This window comes from Cognatitamlana onchidii, assembly GCF_004804355.1.
Lineage (GTDB): Bacteria > Bacteroidota > Bacteroidia > Flavobacteriales > Flavobacteriaceae > Cognatitamlana > Cognatitamlana onchidii.
In genome coordinates this window covers 340,909-361,909 of sequence record NZ_SRWZ01000002.1, presented here as the reverse complement: position 1 = coordinate 361,909, position 21,001 = coordinate 340,909, and the positions used below count along the sequence as shown (strand labels likewise).

The following is a 21,001-nucleotide window of genomic DNA, read 5'->3' as shown; positions in this document are numbered from 1 at the left end:
GCAACAAAACTTATTTTGTGACCACATCCCAAACTTTTGAGCGTATCGATTTACCTCCTTTACTTTCAACAGTAAGCACAACCGTCCAATGGTCTGCAGTTTTATATCGATGTACAGGGTTTGGCTCATTAGAAGTTGTTCCATCTCCAAAATCCCAAGTCCACTTTTCAACCTTACCTAGCGATTCATCTTTGAAGGCGAAAACACGCCTATCTCTATCCACCTCAACAAAAGACCAATTGGCTTGAAGCTCTGGTTCTAATTCCTTAATCAATGGCATTAATCTAAAAGCATTCATAAAATCGCCATCATGAATCATATCTATATCATGTGAAAGACTTGTAAAATCCTTTCTTTCTTTATTATCATTATCATAATCAATAACACTCCATGACATCGCAATTATTTCATTTTCTTTTAAATCTGAAACAGCAGAACGGTTTATACCCTCAATAGATGCGTGGTCGAATGGTGTTATCCAAAACTCCATTTTAAGGAGGCCTGATTTACCTTGTTCTAAATCATGCTCGTAAGCGGCGTTAGCATACGGAAAGTCTTTAATCCAAGGGGTATTTCCCCAAACCATAGCCCAGTCTTTATTTACAGCAGGTATAAAAACATGGTAATTTTGCGCATGCGACCCGTGTCCTCTAAAATGTAATTCTTCTATAGGAATCCTCTTTTTATTCGCGTTCCACTTTTTTATAAAATTACCACCAGAAACATCGGCATCTACTACCAATTCAAAAATGTCTTGTTTGATATCTAATTGTTCAAAATCCCAGAAATCATCAAACACTTCTACATAAAAGTATAAACGGTTTAGGTCTTTTACCCACCCTACTTTAACGGTAATATCTAAATCGGTCGCATCAAGGTTAAAGCCAATGCCGTTAATAGCTTCTTTCATTTGGTCTAAACCAATGGCATAGGTATTTGGCACTAAATTCCAATCGGAAAAGTCACCATCTATTCTAGGCATTTTGTGTTGTGGAAATTGAAAAATTGGGTAAATCGTATCACGATTGGATTGGGCATAAGATTGTGGCATACCAAAAGCTATAATCACCAGAAAACAAAAAAGTAAACGGATCATGTTTTTTTTATTAAATTTAATTCTTTTATTCATAGTAATGCTTCTTTTTATGCTGTGCATTAGAAAGCAATGAATTCACAACTAAAAATATTACTAGAATAATTCTCTTGTTTCTCATAATTTTATATTACTTGATGTATTTATTTAATTCTTTCATTTCAAGACGATTAAACTAATCTAACTTTATTGTAATTGCCTCGTTTTTAATTCTGGTTATAGGTCCATTTTCTCCTAAAAGATAAATTCTGGAATATGGTGTGCCTTTTATTTTTTGAGTAACCAGGATGCGCGCATCATCATGGGCATTTCTTGTAAAATTTGACATCAGGAATTTTGATCCTTCATGACTATATAACGCCTGTGTTTTATCAAATTGGTTCAGACTTTTATAACTTTTCCACCAGGCAAGTTCACCTTCAGTGTTATTATTAGAATCCAATAAATAGCCTAGGTTATTATCTTCATCAATGTACATTTCTCCTCTGGCTTCCACTGGTAAATTGGTATTACCACCAATCCATTTTGATCCATCCCATTGGTAGTTAACCAATTGCTTAGGCGCACCGTGTCTGGTTTTATTATCTGCGCCTTCATACCAACTTATAATTGGAAAACCATCATGGCTTAAACCTATGCTACCTATATGATTCCATCGACTTCCGGTGTTCACGGCTAAGGTCATTTTATCGGCATATTCTTTGGTAAGTGGAATCTTTAATGTCTCTTCTTTTATATTTCGCCATTCATTCTTGGCAGTATCAAAAACCATAAAATAACAATGGTGTCGTTCTCCAATATGCACATTATTTATACTTCGGCATAAATGATAATTGTATGATACCAGAATTTCATTTGAGTTACCGATCTTTAAATCGGTATACCAGGAATCATAGGTGTTTGTCATGGTTGAATCTTCAACAGGTTTCGTCTTTAAAAACGAAACCGGCGGCGAAAATGTGATGCCGTTATCTTTAGTAACTTGATATACCCAATTACTTCGGTGGGCACCATGACGATAAAACAAATAGATGTCGCCATTAGCCATCTTTAAAAACTGACTGTAAGTGCCAAATGGCGAAATATTGTCTACTTCTTCCCAAGAACTAATATCCAATGGATTTTTAGTTTTAACGTGAATTTGTTTCCCGCCATTATAATTGCCCAATGCATTTTCACCTAAGGCTCTAGATCCGCCATGACCACCAAAAACCACATGAATATAGCCCTCGTTATCTAAAATCAATGTTGGTTTACCGTGATTATCGATCTTTTTTCCGGGCTTTTTACCCAATACACTTGTTCCTGCTTTAAAAGGACCAATCCATTTTTTTTCAGCATGATTATAAGCCGCTACAAAAGGATCTTCCTTTTCCCCTTGATAGGTTATATAGGTTACACCTTTGTAATACTCACCGGCATTACCCACAATGGGATTTCCAAAAGCATTGTTAGCGAAGTAATCTACATGTTCTGGTTCTGACTGACAAGACATATAGGATGTTGTAAATAGTAATAAAAAGATTGAAAAATAAAATCTCATTGATTTATTAAGATTATTTCACTTCAGTATTCAAAAGATTACAAATTAAATTAGCTAAGGATTACTTCTTGTATATTGCTAATGCTTCCCATTTACCAGAAGCAACCTTAAACTTCAAAAATTGCTCATCTTCTTCAACAAATTCTAATCCCGAAAGTTTCTTTTTTGATTTTCCATTCTTCCAAACGGTTTTTCCGTTGACTTCAACAGAACCAATTCGTTTTTCAGATTTTGGAATCCCAATAATAGCCGATGTTTGTTCTGGAGATTCTAAACCTAATTCATAGGTATTCTCGCTTTTGTGCATTTGAATAACAATATCTCCTTTTACCGTTGGAATGGTCTTTTCAATTGATTTGAAATGTACCAATGTTGGCATAATTTGAAATTCGCTCCAAGCTAACTGAGTTGGCTCAACGCCGGCAACATATTTTGACAATATGGTGTTAGACCCATTCCAAGCATGATTATAACTTCCTTTGTTTCCAAATTTTTCATAAAGGGTAGTCATGCCTTCTTGGTCTACCTGACTTTGATACATCTCTTTCATACGTTGCAAGGAAGCTTTTGGGCGACCTGCAATAAACATGGCCTCTTCAGCCATCCACTCAAAATGTGGACTAGAAAAACGGTTTGAAATTAAAACATTATCTACTATTTGATCGTAATAATCAGGGTTTGCAATTCCTGAAATAATAGCAATAGCATTCGCGCGGTCATCTTTCAGATTTTCAGGATTGGTACTATAAAAACCATCTTTCCAATACGCTTCGTCATATGCTGCTTTCATAGAAGTCATGCGCTTATCATACCATTTAATGTGCTCATCATTACCCAAAACCACAGCCATTTTTTTAGCTTCTCGTAAGGCCAAATAATAGAAAGCCATTTGAATGGGTTCTTGATCAATAGTGCCTTTTACACCCCAATCAAGCCAATTCCAGGTATCAGGACTTTTTCCTTTTCTATATTCTGGAAGACCGTTTTCTTTCATAGGAAATAAGTCTAAATAGCGGTACAAATAAGGGTAAGCAATTTCAAGGGTTTCTTTATCGCCAGTATTTAAATAATAAGGCCAAACTACCTGAGCTATAAACTGTAAACTTTGGCACACTAACTCTCTAACACGAAGCGGACCTAAAGCCCCAATGACATCATCTTGACTAAAATATACAGTCTGTAAAATAGCTTTTTTTAAGAGCTGACGTCCAGCATCATCCATAGCATAGAATAAATATCCTGTTTGGTCTGCCACATCGCCTATCCACAACGCACGTTCGCGGTCTGGACAATCCATAAAATTATCGCGAGCACAAACAAATAGGGTATTGTTCCCCATATCCCATAAACGGTTGTAAAATGGGTCGTCTATCTTAAAACTACCAGCCATTTCCCCAACACTCATCCAACGGTATTTTAAGGCGTTTACTTTTACGCCTGCAGGAATGGTATATTGCACTTCATGACCGTTAAACCATGAGTAACTTTCAAACTTTTGAAGTCCATCCTTGGCAATATAAGTGGCGTTAATTTTATTTCTATTGTTATCTGTGCTAATAAAAATACTATCGCCTGCTTTTGCTTCAATTTCCAGATATGGTGTTACTTGCTTATTGAACGGCAATCTCGCTATAATGGTTGTACCTTGACTAACAAACGGGAATTCTAAATCTTCATGATTGGCATAATTCTGTAAACCATGATTGATTAAATGAGGTACTATATTTTTTTCAACATTGTACCAAGGTGCTACACCTAATTGACCTTTTTCTGAAGCATTTGCCCAATTGGCATCGTTAAAATCTTGTTTGTACCAAGCTTTGTCTGTCCAGTCGTTTAAGGCTTTTTGTGCATTAAATTTCACTGAGTATTGTACTAGGGACTTACTAGCTGGTTCTATGGTGTTATCATAACCTGGATGTTGCAAAACCTTCCAACTGCTATCTGAAACCAATTGTTGATTTCCTATTTCTGAAGAGAATAACAAACCGCCATTTCCACTGTCAATGTGGGTTCCCTTATGGGTTTCACGTCCCCAAAACCAAACTAATATAGCTATGGTGTTTTCACCTTTTCTTAAATAAGGCTGAATGTTTAAAGCTTCGTACCAAGAGTTGGCAGGTGTTATTTTATCTTTGCGATTCCATGCTCCAGCCTGACTTGGACCACGAGATAAGCCGCCTTCAAAAATTACCATTTCACCGTTTATCCATAACCAGAATTTACTATCAACCGATATATGAGCTTCAACATTTTCTGGTATTTCTTCTAATGTTACCGTCTTTCTAAAACTCATCCATGTATTGGAGGGACTGTCTTCTTGTTGCCAAATCCATTGGGCATTTCCCCAATTAGGATTCGTGGCAAATGTTGCTGTACTGATAATTAAAATAAGGAGTTTAAAAATGTTTGTTAAACATTGATTTTGAAGATATTTGATTAACATTAGATATAGGTCTGTTATTGGATGAATTTAACTTTTAAAGGAAACTGAAAATTACGTATTGCTTCCATGATAATTATCCTGTAATGTCATGATATCCTGTAAAAAATGCACTTTTTATTACGGTTTTCAGAATTAATCAAGAAGTATAATAACTTCCTATCCTCAATATGAATGAGATTATTTAGGAAAAAGGATGAAAAACCAAATTTTAAACGTGCCTTAGGGCTATTCTTTACATTCAAATTAGATTTTATCTGTCCTAATTTTAAACAGGCCACAACCATAAAACTTTAGAATTTCCATTTTCTTGTAACGGCTTTTTTTGAAATCAAAAGCTTTTCAAATATTAACGTAAATTGAATGGCTTACTAACCAAATGAAATCTTACTTGTATAATTATTTGCCTCCGTCTTCATCCAACACTTTTAATTCTTCTAAAATCGCCAAACCAAAAAAACCAGTGGTATATGCACAACTTGACGGAAAGTACTCCCGAATACCGACCATAGAATGAGACGTGCTACCTACCAAACCGCCTACTGCCTCAGGATCGGGACCTGTATATTGGTTCTCTAAACACCATGACAAGGCCTTGCGGGCTGTTTTTAGATATTCTTTTTTACCTGTAGCTTCATACAGCTGATAAAATAACAAACTCCAGAGTGCAGTACCTTTTTCTGAAATGCTTTCTTCCTTTGGGTCTTTAATAAATATAAATGACCAAGAACCATCGGCATTCTGGTTTTCCTGAAGATGCTTAGCCATTTTTTCGGCATACTCTAAGTAAATCGTATCGGGATACATTCTGTTCATGGCTAATAAGCCTTCCATCGCCCAACCTGAACCGCGCGTCATTCGCATGGTTTCAATAGTCTCCTTTGTTGTCCAATTATAGGCTCTATGCCATAAACCATCCTCCCTTTGAAAAACCTTCATATGTTTATCCATAAATTTTTTTCCACTTTCTCGAAATCGTTCGTCTCCTGTTACCTCATAAAGCGCAGCATGGCCTTCCGGATCCCACCCAGTCTCATCTAGAATTTTTGCATTGAAAATATCATCATCGTAACGATAAAAGTGCGGTAAAACATCATATTTATCGAGTATGGCATCTTTTTTAAGGCACCAATATTTTGAAGCCTCTAAATAGGTGCTATCCCCTGTTGCTTGAAATAAAGGCATCAATGCCCATCGAATCATGACACCTGAATCTGAAGTACCAATCCATTTTGAATAGCCATGGAATCGACGCATCCATATAACCAAAAATGACCCATCACTTGGATGCCCTTCCTCTTTTAATTGATATTTTATAATATTACGCCCTATTTTGTCTGCAGACTCAATCAAATCTTGGGTATTGTATAATTTTTGGATTTCTTGCACCTTTATAGCATCAAGTACCATTTTCACATACTGGGTACTCGCCCAATTCCAATAAGTTGTTCGGTGCAATTTGGCTTCGATATCATAAAATGCGAAGAGGCTACCATAAGTGGGACTGGATATATTATTGTTTTGTCTGCGCAAACCATCGGCAATGACCAAATCTAATGCTGCGATGAGTCGCTCTCTAGATACTGGGCCACCCTTCATTTGTTCAACTTCATCAGCTTTTTGCAATACCACAGGTTCATGGGCTATACGCACAGAAGCTATTTCTGTTGCTGTGTTATTGTTGTAAATATAAACGCTCACTTTTCCTGACCAATCTTCTGACAAAAGTGTATACGTATGCCTAAATTCTCTGAGTATAACGGGATAGGTTTTTCGTAAATATACTTTCTCAATTTTTGGCGTCTTATGATCAAGCATCAACGAGTTTTCCCAATACTCCAATTGGTGTGATGGTAGTTTAATTTCTTTTTTTAAAGGTAAACTGTCCCTAAAAAAAGGCCCTCCGAAAATATAGCTACCGTCGGGCTCTTCCTCAAAAACACAAACGCCATCCATACCTAGTTCTAATTCAACATCTACCACCGGGTATCTTACGTCTAAAGAAGATTTTTGAAACCCCTGAGCCCTTGCTTCTGGATTTGGGTCATTTTGGTAAATTTCTCGCGCACTAGAGAGGGGGTCATTTCTATCCGACTCAATTCTAATTTCGAATTCTGTGATTCCCTTTGGAATATAGGCATCTACTAGTAATTGTTTGCCGTTTTTTGTAAGTTGTAATTCGGCATCGCTGTTGTCCGAAGATGCTTGATACCCCTGTGAAAAAGCTGAAGCGCTAAGAGTTACGAATAAAATTGCTGTTACATTTTTTAAAAATTGAGTTGTATTTAGTTTTGTTGACATTAGTTTTTGGTGTTTATTACTCTTGTTTGGTTTGTGTCTGAGAAATTAACCAAAGTTTAAGTTTAAACTATCCTGTAATATCATGATTGATTTTAAAACCCTAACAAATCCGAACTACTCGTAAATCGAGCAGATTTCCTAATTTTTCAATCTTATTGGCGATATGACCCACACCAATGGCACAATGATGGGATGGTCCTTGTTTAGACCATTCGTTCATAAAAGCGCGTGCTCCAATGGAAAAACGGTAACGGCTGTTTGTATTACCTATATGCAATACTGGCCCTTCAACCGACTCACCTTCTGCGACTAATAAAAACACATCATCTTTACCTTCTACAACAGATAATAAGGTTACCGGACCATGTTGCACTGTCATTTGAATAGATAAGCCTTTTCCGGGTTTCCCATGATAAACAGGCAGGGGTACTAACTGTACCTTTCCTTTAGCAATAGCAAAATGTGCAGGACCATCATGCCCTAACATGACGATATCATCATTAAAATCCATGGCATAAAACTCAGAGAATGACCCTCCTACCCCAAAGGCATCCATAATTTTCATGGCTTGAGCATTTTTCACTTCATACTCACCAGCTACGGGAATATTTTTTCCTGTCAACAACGTATTTCCTGCAATAACCGAAGTAACTATATTTTCATATTCATTGGCTGTTTCGCCTTCATAGTAATAGGCCATGGAACCCAAATTATGGTTTTCAACCAATTTATCTAAAGCGATTGATGTTTTTGCGGCACGCACTAGTTCAGATTGTTCACAGGCATCAATAACTTCAAAAGTGTTTCTAAATTCGGTAATTTTTTCTTCAACCTCTTGCTCAGTAACTGCATCGCGGTATTTTTTCACTTCACACATTTCAACAATTTCTATATGAGTCCCAAAGGCCGACGATTGTTTGGTTAAATCTGAATAAACATCAAGCATACCGCAGTAATAATGTCCTAAAACGCCCAATCTATTATTACGCATTATAGCTGCTACCTTAGCGGCATCAATCCAGTCTTGAATCTCTTCCCAAACGGCAGGTTCATCCAAATAACCAGTAACAAATTCATAATCAATACCTGAACGATTAAGTACATTGGCAAATTCAGGCACAGAACACGCCTGACAATGTGCCAACCACTCCCCTGTCATCTTACCTCGATCGCCAAGTTTATTGAAGCTTTTATAGTCGATAGCGGCTACAGGTTGAATGTTTAATATAATAACCGGACATTTCACTTTTTGAACCACAGGTAATATTGTTGACGACAATGCATAAGTAGATACATACAGAAATAATATATCTACATCTTCAGTTTTTAAGACCTGTGCTTTTTCTCGAGCTACTACTGGAGAGTCAACCAGACCTACGTTTATAACTTCGGCTCCAAAGCCTTCCATTTTATCTGCGATTTGTTGTTGGTAACCTTCTAATCGCTCTAATAAACCTTCAAACTGAGGCCAATAGGTATCTAATCCGATACCAAACAATCCTACTTTCATATTGCTAATGTTTAATTATAAATCTTTATTTCTTTAATTGATGGTGCTTTACCTGCTTCTTCCATGAATATTCTACACTTATTAGAAGTTACCGCCTCAAAAACATGTTCTTTATTAGCACCACATTCTGAGCCATTAGTCAAAATAACCCATTCGTCATTTTTAAAATATGCAATGTTATACTTTGAAATATGGGCCCCATGTTCATCAATAACTACTTTGCTAAACGTTTGTGGCTTCACCCATTCTACCTCTAAATATTGATCCGTGTTACCATTTGCTAGCCATCGGGTTTCTTCATTGTCATCATTAGCTTTGAAGGCTTCAAATCCTGGTAATTTTTCGGTTTTAATAAACATGGATGAGGCATTCATCCTACCAATGGTTGCTAAATTTTGTGATGGATTTATAGGGTCTGGAACTTCTGTTTTTGGTAAGGCATTCACTTTAAAATCATAAATACCTGAGGCTACATTGTATATTATGTAATTACCAACCGCTTCATTTTTTTCTGAACCAACATATTCAACACCTTTAGATGTTTCAGCTAGTTGTTCGCCTTCATAAATATCATTTTTATCCTTTGCTGGTAAATAGACTTTAGCCGAAGTGTTTACTGGAATTTCAATATGAAACGAAGCCTCGTTATCCTGTTTTTCCCAATTCACAATCACATTACCATACATGGATTTGTATTCGGTATTTGCGAATTTTAAATCGCCTACAACAGTAGGTTTAATAAGCATATGTTGCATACCAGGTTGTTCTGGATTGGGTCTAATACCACCAAAACCTTTAATGAAATAGCCACCAATACCTGTGTAACAGGTGTGTATTTGACTATTACCAACGGCAGACCAACGTTCTGGCCATGTGGTATGCCCTTGTTCTAAAAAGTATCCATAGCTTGGGTGATGTTTATCTTTTAACAACTCGTAAACCAAATCCATACGTTCTCCCGATTCTATAAAATAGCGTGTATAAAGGGCTTGACCTGAACTTCCGGTATCGTAATACGGAAATTTATACAGCATATTATCCGCCAACTGATTGGTCACTTTTTGTTGCTCTGCTTCTGGTGTTACACCGGATAATAAAGCAAAGGCTTGATTAACTTGAATGCCATCTAAATACTGGCCTGTTTCTGGATTGTAAGACAAGACGTGTGTTGCTTTTTGTTGTACCTCTAATCGCTTGGCATATGCCTTTTCATCTTCCGTTTTACCCAAAGCTTTAGCTATTCCCTTGGCACATTGCAACATATAGGCATATAAACAATTATTAAAGTGGGCTGCTCCAGGAGAATTACTGCTTGTCCAGAAATTACCACGTGGCGTACACCAATCGCCCAACCCAGGCATTTCTCGCTTACCGCGTTCACCAACTTTTAGAGCGCCTCCGTGACTAAAATTGGAATGCTCAAACAACCAATTCATCCATTTTTGCATGGATACATAATTGTCTTCTAACACCTTTTTATCACCCAACATTCTATAGGTTTCCCAAACGGTTAAAGGACTATTAGCCTTCCACATTAAAAATGGGCGATCTTCTTCGTTAACTACAGCACGTATTTGCCCATCTGATAATTGTGCGTCTCGCGTAAATTGTAAATATTGATCCATATAGGCGCCACTTTCAAAATTAGGCAGTGCATCACCATACATGGCGGCAACCGTTACTTCTCCCCAACCTCTTCGCTCACGATGTGGACAATCTACTAAAATACCATCCATAGTATTCGCTAAATAGGTATCAAGATTTACTTTATAAATCTGATTTAATAGAGAATCTGAAGATTCAAATTGACTAATTTGCTTCCTATCATTAGTAACCACATAACCTTTTACATCTGCTATTTTTGGTTCATATTTTAAACCATATACGGTTACCCATCGTCCTCCCGCCACATTAAATCGGTTGGTAAATTTACCCTTTCCAGATTGCCCAAAAATATATTTGCTCTTTTGATTCCAGTTCATCACTACGCCTTTTTGATCACTTATTTCAAACAAAATAGAATCGCCTTCAACACCGTTTTTAAGGTTCATCTCAAAAAATCCAGTATAATTTCTCCCCATATCTATGCGATAGTTATTGTGTTTGTTTTTTCTAATAGCAATAGGCTCTATTTCTTCAAACCTAATCTGGGGCTCTACAATTTGCGTACTTAATTGAGCCATTATAGGCCCATATATTGCCCGTACCTCCCTGCTTTTATTGCTATTCAAAGCAAAACTAATATTATTCCCTTCTGGAATTTTAGCATTCAATTCTTCGTGATTGTAAACGGTTGCATTTATCCAATTGCTATCATCATAACTTGGAGTATGCCAATCGTCCTCTCTTTTTCTATCGTCTATTGTTTCACCACCAAAACGTAAAATATCCCAATCGCCATAATATTCTGAATGGCTTTTTTTGGTTTTCCAAGAGGTATCCGTTTTTAGAGTGATATTCTCATCTCCAACAACAATTTCAGCTTGCGCTTTAAATACAAATGGAATGTTTCGGTATTCCCTAATGCGTCGCCATCTAGACCAACCTGCAGCATGCCATATAGCAATGACGTTATCGCCTTTTTTCAATTTATCGGACACATCATAGGTTAAATAAGGAATTCGTTTTTTCATATATGAAGACACAGGGTTCAACACATTATCTGTAATTTTTTCACCATTTACATACAATTCGTGATACCCGAAAGAGCCGACAAACACAAATGCGGAAGACGGATTTTCTTTTAATTCAAAATTCTTTCTGTACCAATTATGATCTGTCTTTTTTTGGTCGGGTTTCATAATCCAATCGCCTTTCCAATCAGATTGGTTTAATAAGCCCATTGAAAACGTAGTGGGTTCACTCCAGTTTGAAGCGACTTCATCCATATCCCAAATTTTTACTTTCCAGAAGTATTGTTTTGCCGATGCTAATGTATTTCCTTGATAGCCAACATTTACCGATTGGTTGGAGTCAATTTTTCCAGAATCCCAAACATCGGCATTATTGCTTTCCAAATTTTTTAAAGTGCTTGATACTAAAATTTGATAGCCGGTTTGTTTCTGCCCTCTTGTTTGTGTATCCTCAAAGAGCTTCCAACTTAACCTTGGTGTAGCATTATCGATTCCCAAAGGGTTCGATTTATATTCACATTTCAGATCTGTAACCTTTACTTCGGAAGGTTTAGTATTACAACTGCTAAACAGATTAATAACCAATACAATGATTAGATATGTTCCAAAATTCCTTAGATGCTTCATTATAACACTATATTTTTTATTTTGAACTTGATATTCGTATGATGTGTTTACCTGGTAATACATTAAATACATTAGCTGTAACTGATGTATTATTTAATGTGATTTGTTCATTTTGATAATATGGTAACTGCACAAAAGCTTCTGATTGTTCTGGTACTGAAATGGTCCAAATAATTTCTTTATCTTCCTTTTTCCAAGAACTTTCAATGTTACCTTGAGACGATTTATGGGTTACTTCTACCCAATTTAAACCTTCAAGAAATATTGGTTTTAAATAGAACTTTTTAAATCCGGGATAATCCTCATTAGGTCTTATGCCTCCCAAACTCTCATGAAATGAAGCCGCAAAACCACTTTGCATTGGGTGGTTAAATGAATGTCGATAATACCGCTCCTTTTTATCCCAATTGCTAACACCTTCTGGCCACACGGTTAAATCGTGTTCCTCGGTCATAAATCCTAAACTCGGATAATCGGTAATACTCCACAAGTGCTTTGTCACTGCATCATGTCCGTAATCATTAAGCACGGTGTATAGCGGACGATGCCCAAAAATTCCCGTACTGTAATGCCCATTTTTATCTTTCATGATAAGGTTTGCTAAATTATCAGCAACCAGTTGCTCTAAGCCTTTAGGAACCAAACCAGAATACAACGCAAACACATTACCCGTTTGGGAACCATAGGACTTCGTTTTTTCTTTAAAAAAGGTTTTATTAAAAGCCGTCTTGACCAATTTCGCTTTTTCAGCATAACTATTGGCAGCTTCTTTTTTATCCAACACTAATGCCATTTTTTCCATAGACATTAAAGACTGATAATACAGAGCCGTTGACGTTAACGCCGGCGGTGTATCCATTTCTGGGTTACCTCCAGGAGGACACCAATCGCCAAATCCGCCGTTTATGATACCATCTTCTTGTACTTTTTCATCTAGGTAAGCCATCCAGCCTTCCATCATATCCCAAGCACCTTCAATGATGACGGCATCGCCATAATACACATACGAAAACCATGGTACCATAATGGTGGCAGCTCCCCAATCTGGTCGGGCTTGTAAACAGAGACGTTTTCCAACGGAAATATTAGACGGCGCTCGCGAATCATAAGGAAAAGGGTCTTTAAAATGTGCTTTAGAAACCCCCAAAACCGTTTCCATATCGGCAGATGTTTTTTGCCACAATTGTTTTAAATCAAAATTAAAACTAGCCGCTTCGGCAACTACATAAGCATCACCCATCCACGCGCAACGTTCTCGGTGCGGACAATCACTCAACAAGCCTTGAATATTATCCTCGATAGTCCACATAGAGACCTCGTAAAACTTATTTATTAATGGGTCTGAACATTTAAAAGTTCCTATGCGTTCTGCATCTGTGCGAACCAACCAACCCGTAAATTGACTTAAATCTGGTGTTTTACTTAATCCTTCAATTTGAACATATCGAAAGGCATGATAGGTAAAACGGGGTTCCCAAGTTTCAGTACCATTGCCCTTACAGATATACACATCGGTTTGCGTATTTCCAGTAACGTGAATTCCAGTAGATGCTGGGTCTATATTTTGTTTATCGGGCATGAGATGTTCAGCAAAACGCATTTTTACAACAGTACCCTCCTTTTCTTTTACAGAAATAGCTAACCATCCCGTCATGTTTTGACCCATATCTAAAATCCAACCCCGTTCTGCTTTCCAAACCGCTATAGGTTTAACTGTTCTTATCTTTCGCATAGGCTCTAAATCCTGCTCCAATAAATTTTGTGTTGGTGCTTCCATTATTTCAACAGGTTCCCATGAAGTATCATCAAACTTATAACTATTCCAATCACTTAACGCTTCACGTGCATCGTAAGTTTCTCCATGATAAATATTATCAAAAAGGACAGGACTACTGTGTGCTTTCCAACTTTCATCGGTAACAATTTGTTCTTTAGTTCCGTCGGTATAAAGGATGTTTAAAACCAAAGTTGCTCTCGGTTTTCCATAAGAAAGCCCAGGAGCAAACGCCATATTTTGTCCGTAAAACCCATTACCTAACATTAATCCCATACTGTTGTTATTACGAAGCTCCTTAGTAATATCATGACGCACATAAAAGGCCCGCTTGTTGTATGAGGTTTGGGCGGGGTCGAGCACACGGTCTCCCACTTTTTCTCCATTTAAATACAACTCATAAAGCCCTAGTCCACAAACGGCTACTTCTGCTAATGCCACTTCTTTAGAAATCGAAAACCCTTTTCTTAGAAGCACAGAAGGATGGGTTTTGCGTCGGCTTACTTTCAAATCTTCCTCGGTAGGCTTCCAAGTATTAATATTCATGGGGGGTTGGTTGCGCACCAAATCTCTTGCCGCCCATGCCTCTGGGCGCTGGTCTTTGGTATAGCCAATCCACTTGGCGCTGTCCCACTGTATTGGAAGAAATACATCTTCGTTTAACGCAATCTCAGAATCTTTTTTATTTGATTGCGAACAACTGCTTAGAAGAAAGCAAATTGCTACAAAACAGGTTATTAAAATTATATTTTTCCTTAAAGACCAACATGTATTCATGTATATTTTTTAAATTTTAATTTGAATAATATATTTCTAATTCTGAAATTCCAGGTATAGCTTTAGAACCTTCTATCAGTATTCTAAACTTTGAAGTAATTACATCCTGAAATTGATGCATTTTATTAGGACCACAATAAGTATCTTCTAACAAATCCACCCACTTTTCATTTTTAAAATATCGAATTTTATAGTTTGAAATATGGTTACCTTTTTCACTAATGACAACTTTGTTGAACATTTGCGGTTTAAACCATTCTACTTCCAACCATTCGTTTGCTTTTGTAACGGCCTTCCAATAAGTCTCCAGATTTTCATCATTTGCCCTAAATGCTTCAAAAAGTGGTAGTTTTTCAGAATCGATAGTCATTGAGGAGGCATTCATACGACCAATTAATGTCAAATTATCGGGTTTATTCAAAGGCTCTGGATAACTTACTTTTGGTAATTCCGATACTTCAAAACCATACACACCTGATACCACTTCAAAAATGATATAATTACCAACCGCATCGCTTTTCTCAGAACCAATATATTTAATTCCCTCAGACTTTTCAGCAGGCATTCCTCCTTCAAAAACTGATTCTTTTTCATTTGCTGGAATATAAACTTTAGCCAAAGTATTTATAGGGATTTCTATATGAAACGTCGCTGTTTCATCAGCGATTTTCCAATTTGAAACAATGGCACCATAAGGGGATTGGTAACTTGCATTTACATAGTTTAAATCACCAACAGGAGCGGGCTTCACGATAAATTGTTGCATACCTGGTCGCTCTGGGTCTGGTCTAATTCCCGCAAAACCTTTAATAAAATAACCACCAATACCCGTATAACAAGTATGAATTTGGCTATTACCGATAGCAGACCATCGTTCTGGCCACACGGTTTTTCCTTGCTCTAAAAAGTAGCCGTAACTAGGGTGGCGTTTATCTTTTAACAATTCATAAATTAAATCCATCCGTTCACCGTGTTCTATAAAATAGCGCGTGTAAAGGGCCTGACCCGAACTACCGGTATCGTAATACGGGAATTTATATAAAACTTGGTCCACCAAATTATCATAGACCTTTTGTTTTTCTGACTTGGGAGTAACTCCAGAAAGTAAAGCAAAAGCCTGATTTACTTGATGCCCTTCTCCGTATTTTCCAGTTAGCTCATTATATATCTTTTTATGTGTTGCATTTCGTTGAACTTCTAAACGATCAGAGTACAGTTTTATATCGTCCTTTTTATTGAGAGTTTTTGCAATCTCCTTCGCCGATTCTAACATAAAGGCATAAACACAATTATTAAAATGCTCGGATTCTGGAGAATTACTCGACGTCCAAAAATTACCTCGTGGCGTACACCAATCACCTAAGCCTGGGAATTCCAACGTGCCACGTTCACCTATTTTCAAGGCATCTTGGGTATCAAAATTAGAATGTTCATATAACCAATGCATCCATTTTTTTAGCGTTGGATAATGATTTTCCAATAATTGCTTGTCGCCCAACATACGGTAGGTTTCCCAAATGGTTATTGGACTGTTTGCCATCCACATCAAAAACTCAAAATCGTCGCCATTAATTACAGCTCGCATTTTACCATCATCTGCCTGAGCATCTTGCATAAATTGCGCATATTGCATCATGTAGGCGCCACTTTCAAAATTAGGTAAGGCATCACCGTACATGGCGGCCACAGTTACTTCTCCCCAACCTCTGCGTTCGCGATGCGGACAGTCAACCAAAATACCATCTATCGTATTGGCGATGTAGGTATTCAAATTCACTTGGTAAATCTTATTTAACAACTCACTTGAGCTTTCAAACTGACTTATTTGTTTGCGATTATTGGTAATAACATAGCCTTTAATATCTTTTAATTCGGGTTTATAATTAATACCATAAATGGTTACAAAACGTCCTCCTGCCAAATTGAATCGATTGGTAAAATGGCCTTTGCCGGTTTCATCATAAATGTATTTACTGCGCTGTTCCCAAGATGTGGACACCTCTTTATGGTCGGCAATTTCAAAAGTAACGGTATCGCCCTCTTTACCGTTATACAGATTCATTTCGAAATATCCTGTGTAGTTTTCGCCCATATCAATCACATAATGTCCGTGTTCATTTTTAGCGACACCAATAGGTTTCACTTCCTTAAATTTCACTTGTGGTTCTACCATTTGTGCACTTAAGGTCGCTGTAATTTTACTTGTGGGCGGATTAGCATCGGTACTAGGTGCTCTTATGGCTCCTTTTGGACCCAAATTAACATCAGCAACACCAACATCCTGCATTTCTGCTTCATCAAACACAACAGCATTTGCCCAATTACTGTCATCATACTCAGTGGTATTCCAATCATCTTCACGTAAACGTTCGTCAATAATTTCACCACCAAAATCCAGTATATCCCAAGAACTATGATACGAACTGTAGCTTTTTTTACATTTCCATGACGCATCTGAGACTAAAGCGATAGTGTCTTCACCTAAATCAATATTACCCTGAGCTTTAAATACAAAAGGCGGATCGAAATAATCTTTTACGCGCCCCCACCTTGCCCAGCCAGCGGCATGCCAAATACCAATAACGTTATCGCCCTTTTTTAAATACTCTTTAATATCATATGTAAGATAAGGCAAACGTTTTTTCATAAAGGAACTTACGGGATTCATAACCTCATCGCCTACTTTCTTCCCATTAACGTACAATTCATGATACCCAAAAGATGCTATATGAATGAATGCTGATTTGGGTACTTTATCTAAAGAAACCTTCTTTCTGTACCAATTGTGGTCCTTTTTGTTTTGGTCTTTTTTGTAAATCCATGCTCCTTTCCAATCGCTTTCCTCTAACATGCCCATTGAAAAATGAGCAGGTTCACTCCAATTTGACACCCTATCATCTTTATCCCAAACTTTTACTTTCCAGAAGTATTGCTTCCCAGATTCTAGAGTACTTCCTGAAAACATATTATTAACGGATGCATTGGTTAACACCTTACCAGAATCCCATATATTACCAAAATCCTTTTTAAGATTATCAAAACTATTAGAAACTATAACTTGATATGCGGTTTGCTTTTGCCCTTTTGTATTGTTTGCATCTACAAGCTTCCAACTAAATCTTGGTAGTGTGTTGTCAATACCAAAAGGATTAGTTTTATACTCACATTTTAGTTCTGCTACAGAAACCGTAGCAACTTGTTCGCAAGAAATTATAAACAAGCTGAAAGCTGCAAAAACGACGCTGAAGAAATTGAGATACGCAGTGGTGTTACGCAAACGTTTCATGTTAATAAGGGTATTTATATTTAGTTAGTATACAAGCTATAAATGAAATAAAAACCTTGACAGTTGCATTATACAATTACCAAATAAGACTTTTCAATGATTTATCACTTTTTGTAAAATTCCTATAATTTATTCTGATTTACAATTAACAAATTGATATATTAGTTGCACAAAATGATATGAAAAATAGCTATAAAAAATATCTAATCACCACACAAACCGATGATTATTGGGGATTTTACATAAATAACTTAGGACGAAATGTTATTGAAAAAAATTCTGAATACCCATCAAAAGACCATCCAGATCAATATAATTTCACATGGAAAGAAGGCCGTGTTTTAAATGAGTTTCATTTAGTACTTATTACAAAAGGGCAGGGAGTTTTTCAAAGTAAAGCTACAGGGAAAATAAGCGTTAATGATGGGGATGTGTTCTTGTTATTCCCTAGGATATGGCATAGTTACAAGCCTAAAAAAAGTACAGGTTGGACAGAAAGATGGGTTGGCTTTTCTGGAGAAATAGCTTCTAAATTTCTTTTGAATGGTTTTTTTAATAGTGAAAACCCAATTATTTCGAAATGCAATAGACCCTCAGTTTTAAATCATTTTAACACCCTTTTTAAATTATTTGATGAAGAACCTTATGGCTATCAAAGACTAGCATCGGGTATTTGCCTACAACTCATGGCCGAACTTTATAATATTAAAACCGGTGGTAGCAATGCGAAGCACCTTAGTTCAATAGTATCTAGAGCAAAACAAGTTATGTATAAAAACATAAACAAAACTATAGATTTGGTTGCTTTGGCATCCCAATTAGGCATTAGCTACTCTAAATTTAGAATAGACTTTAAAAAGCAAACAGGCACTTCGCCTTTGCAATACTTTCTATTATTGAAAATTGAAAAGGCTAAAGAACTCCTTTTACAGACAGATAAATCTCAAAAAGAAATTGCTTTTGAATTAGGTTTTGAATCGGACTATTATTTTAACCGCTTGTTTAAACGTAAAACAGGGTTAGCACCTGGGAAATTTCGAAATTCATCCAATTTTAACTAACTACAATTGATATTTTTAGTTCCTTTTTATGTTCAAAAAAGATTTCAAAAGGCAAAGCTTCAACGCCAGGTACCATATTAAAGGTTCTTTTACCTTCGAGTGCTTTTATTTTAATAGGGGCATTAGCTTTCACAGTAACTAATCCTTCTGGCTTTTGAATAGTGATTTCGTTTTCGCTAATATTTGTAACTACCTCGCTTGCAGGTGAAACGATAGGCAAGACAAAAGTAGTTTGCGCTTTGATAGCTTGCTTTGTACTTACTGTAATTTCGGTTTTATCTACTGTACAATTATAAGCAATATTAAATGCAGACGCAGTTTCTGTAACTTCTTCTCTATCGACATTTTTTAATTTTACATCAGCTAGTAGTTCTATGGTTCCGTTTTGGTCTTTAGAAACCACTGTTGCTGGTAAATCGTATAAGTTTGTATACCAAACATCATCTTTAAACACCTCAACTCTCGGTGTTAAGCAAACATCTTTACCAGGTTGTATTTGTTGATTGTTTTTCTCAACCATTTCATATTTTGCCATACTTGCGGCGCATAACAAACCTACTTTATTATGGTATAAAACCCCTAAAGCACCACCTGATGCTTGACGATAATCATTTTTATAGTGATACTCTGCATCGTAAGCACTTACAGTACCTCTCCAATCGCCTCTTGCAAACAAATACACATCTAAATCCTTAAAATGTTTTACACCATCTGCCGCAGTTCTAGGTAACGCTGCATTTGCATTTATTTCTGGTAAATGATCCCAATGATCTAATAAGGCTGCTAAAGGTTTTGCATGTGTAAAAGTATGATGCACACAAGGTGGAATTCCTGCCTCAATAAACCCAGGTCCTCCGTGAATTAAGCCATCTGCTGTACATCGTTGCAACAATTCTGTATTTTTTACTGCTGCTGTTCCAAACGCAGGGTTAATATGAGACATCATTCCAAATGCCGGTTGGCTACCATCACAGGTTCTACTCCCCCAGTAGCTCCATTTATACATTCTATTGCCCCAACTGTTATCCCAGGCACCATCTGGTAACATAAATTCTAAATGACTATTCAGAGATTTAGTTAAGATTTGTAAAAGTTCTTCATCCTTTTCCTTAAGCGCATACATGACTAAGCTATTCAAGGTTTCCTCTACATTATATCCTAAATCTACGCCATGCAACCCTTTTTCGCTTAGTTTACTGGAACTCTTTTTGCACTCTCCGAATAGCAAGCCTTCGTTTGGTGTAAAATAAGCTTTTACTTCAGAAGCTAATGTTTTACTCTTGGCTTTAAAATCTTCTCTATTTAAAACATTGCCTATCAAATTAAGCCCGTAAACTGCTGTTCCTGGATAGTTAATATTTGTAAAATCTATAGTAAAGGTATCATAAATGTATTGTCCTGCCCGTTCCAAACGGTTTGTCCAAGCAGCATGTGTTTCATCGTCTAAAACATGACCATGGTAATGTAATGCTTCCGCCAAAGCGATGGCTCCAAACACTGTAATACCTTTCCATGATTTAGGATTTCTTATCACGGTCCAAGCACCACTTTCTTGAGAGACATTATTTTCGGCCCAAGTCATGACCAATTTAGCGCCTTCTACATACTTTTCATCACCAGTTTTATCTGCCATATACAAAAACGGGTACACCGCATCCATACACCGCCCATGAATATGCGAACATGATGGGCAACCTAAAGCTCCATGTTCTTCCAAATTTGACGGATTGTTAATTTGTACTTTTAACATACCATCACTCCAATCCTTTAACAAACCTGTGATTAAGTTTTTAAATTCGATTGAATGTTCTGGGTGATTTTCGCAAGCATTTAACAATCCTGCTATAGGTAATGACAAACCAACACCTGCTAGTGTTGATAGTTGAAGGAAGTTACGTCTTTTCATTTAGTAATTATTTAAACAGGTTGAATTTAAAAAAACAACCTTTATAA

10 protein-coding genes are annotated in these 21,001 nt (G+C 36.8%); 1 reads left to right on the top strand and 9 read right to left on the bottom strand.

The window, feature by feature from the left end:
* Positions 1-10: 10 nt before the first annotated feature.
* From E5D58_RS05120 to E5D58_RS05085, 8 genes are all read right to left on the bottom strand, one after another.
* Entirely contained in the window at positions 11-1,129 is a 1,119-nt protein-coding gene (locus E5D58_RS05120) for a PKD domain-containing protein (protein WP_205660297.1), read from the bottom strand.
* Between the two features lie 139 nt (positions 1,130-1,268).
* On the bottom strand, positions 1,269-2,588 hold the full coding sequence (locus E5D58_RS05115) for a BNR-4 repeat-containing protein (protein ID WP_168796636.1): 1,320 nt from the start codon (positions 2,586-2,588) through the stop codon (positions 1,269-1,271).
* 109 nt (positions 2,589-2,697) lie between these two features.
* Positions 2,698-5,082, bottom strand: a complete 2,385-nt coding sequence (locus E5D58_RS05110) for an alpha-L-rhamnosidase-related protein (RefSeq protein WP_136480765.1) — start codon at positions 5,080-5,082, stop codon at positions 2,698-2,700.
* A gap of 396 nt (positions 5,083-5,478) precedes the next feature.
* The gene (locus tag E5D58_RS05105; protein WP_136480764.1) at positions 5,479-7,380 is read right to left on the bottom strand and encodes a glycoside hydrolase family 88 protein; all 1,902 of its coding nucleotides are present in this window, start codon (positions 7,378-7,380) and stop codon (positions 5,479-5,481) included.
* 100 nt (positions 7,381-7,480) lie between these two features.
* A complete protein-coding gene (locus E5D58_RS05100; RefSeq protein WP_136480763.1) occupies positions 7,481-8,890 on the bottom strand; it encodes an L-fucose/L-arabinose isomerase family protein in 1,410 nt (469 codons plus the stop codon).
* A gap of 11 nt (positions 8,891-8,901) precedes the next feature.
* Positions 8,902-12,150 (bottom strand): family 78 glycoside hydrolase catalytic domain, encoded by a 3,249-nt coding sequence (locus tag E5D58_RS05095; RefSeq protein WP_168796635.1) that lies wholly within the window; start codon positions 12,148-12,150, stop codon positions 8,902-8,904.
* A gap of 16 nt (positions 12,151-12,166) precedes the next feature.
* Positions 12,167-14,701 carry a family 78 glycoside hydrolase catalytic domain gene (locus E5D58_RS05090; protein ID WP_136480761.1) on the bottom strand — a complete coding sequence of 845 codons (2,535 nt, stop codon included), beginning with the start codon at positions 14,699-14,701 and terminating at the stop codon, positions 12,167-12,169.
* 16 nt (positions 14,702-14,717) lie between these two features.
* Positions 14,718-17,987 (bottom strand): family 78 glycoside hydrolase catalytic domain, encoded by a 3,270-nt coding sequence (locus E5D58_RS05085; RefSeq protein ID WP_136480760.1) that lies wholly within the window; start codon positions 17,985-17,987, stop codon positions 14,718-14,720.
* A gap of 179 nt (positions 17,988-18,166) precedes the next feature.
* Here E5D58_RS05085 and E5D58_RS05080 point away from each other — a divergent pair, with 179 nt between their 5' ends.
* Positions 18,167-19,048, top strand: coding sequence for an AraC family transcriptional regulator (locus E5D58_RS05080; RefSeq protein ID WP_136480759.1), 882 nt, complete (start codon positions 18,167-18,169; stop codon positions 19,046-19,048).
* On the opposite strand, the gene E5D58_RS05075 is transcribed toward E5D58_RS05080, so the two are convergent.
* Complete coding sequence (locus E5D58_RS05075; RefSeq protein ID WP_136480758.1) at positions 19,041-20,954, bottom strand: hypothetical protein; 1,914 nt, start codon at positions 20,952-20,954, stop codon at positions 19,041-19,043. The two genes, E5D58_RS05080 and E5D58_RS05075, sit on opposite strands and share 8 nt — an antisense overlap.
* Positions 20,955-21,001: the final 47 nt, after the last annotated feature.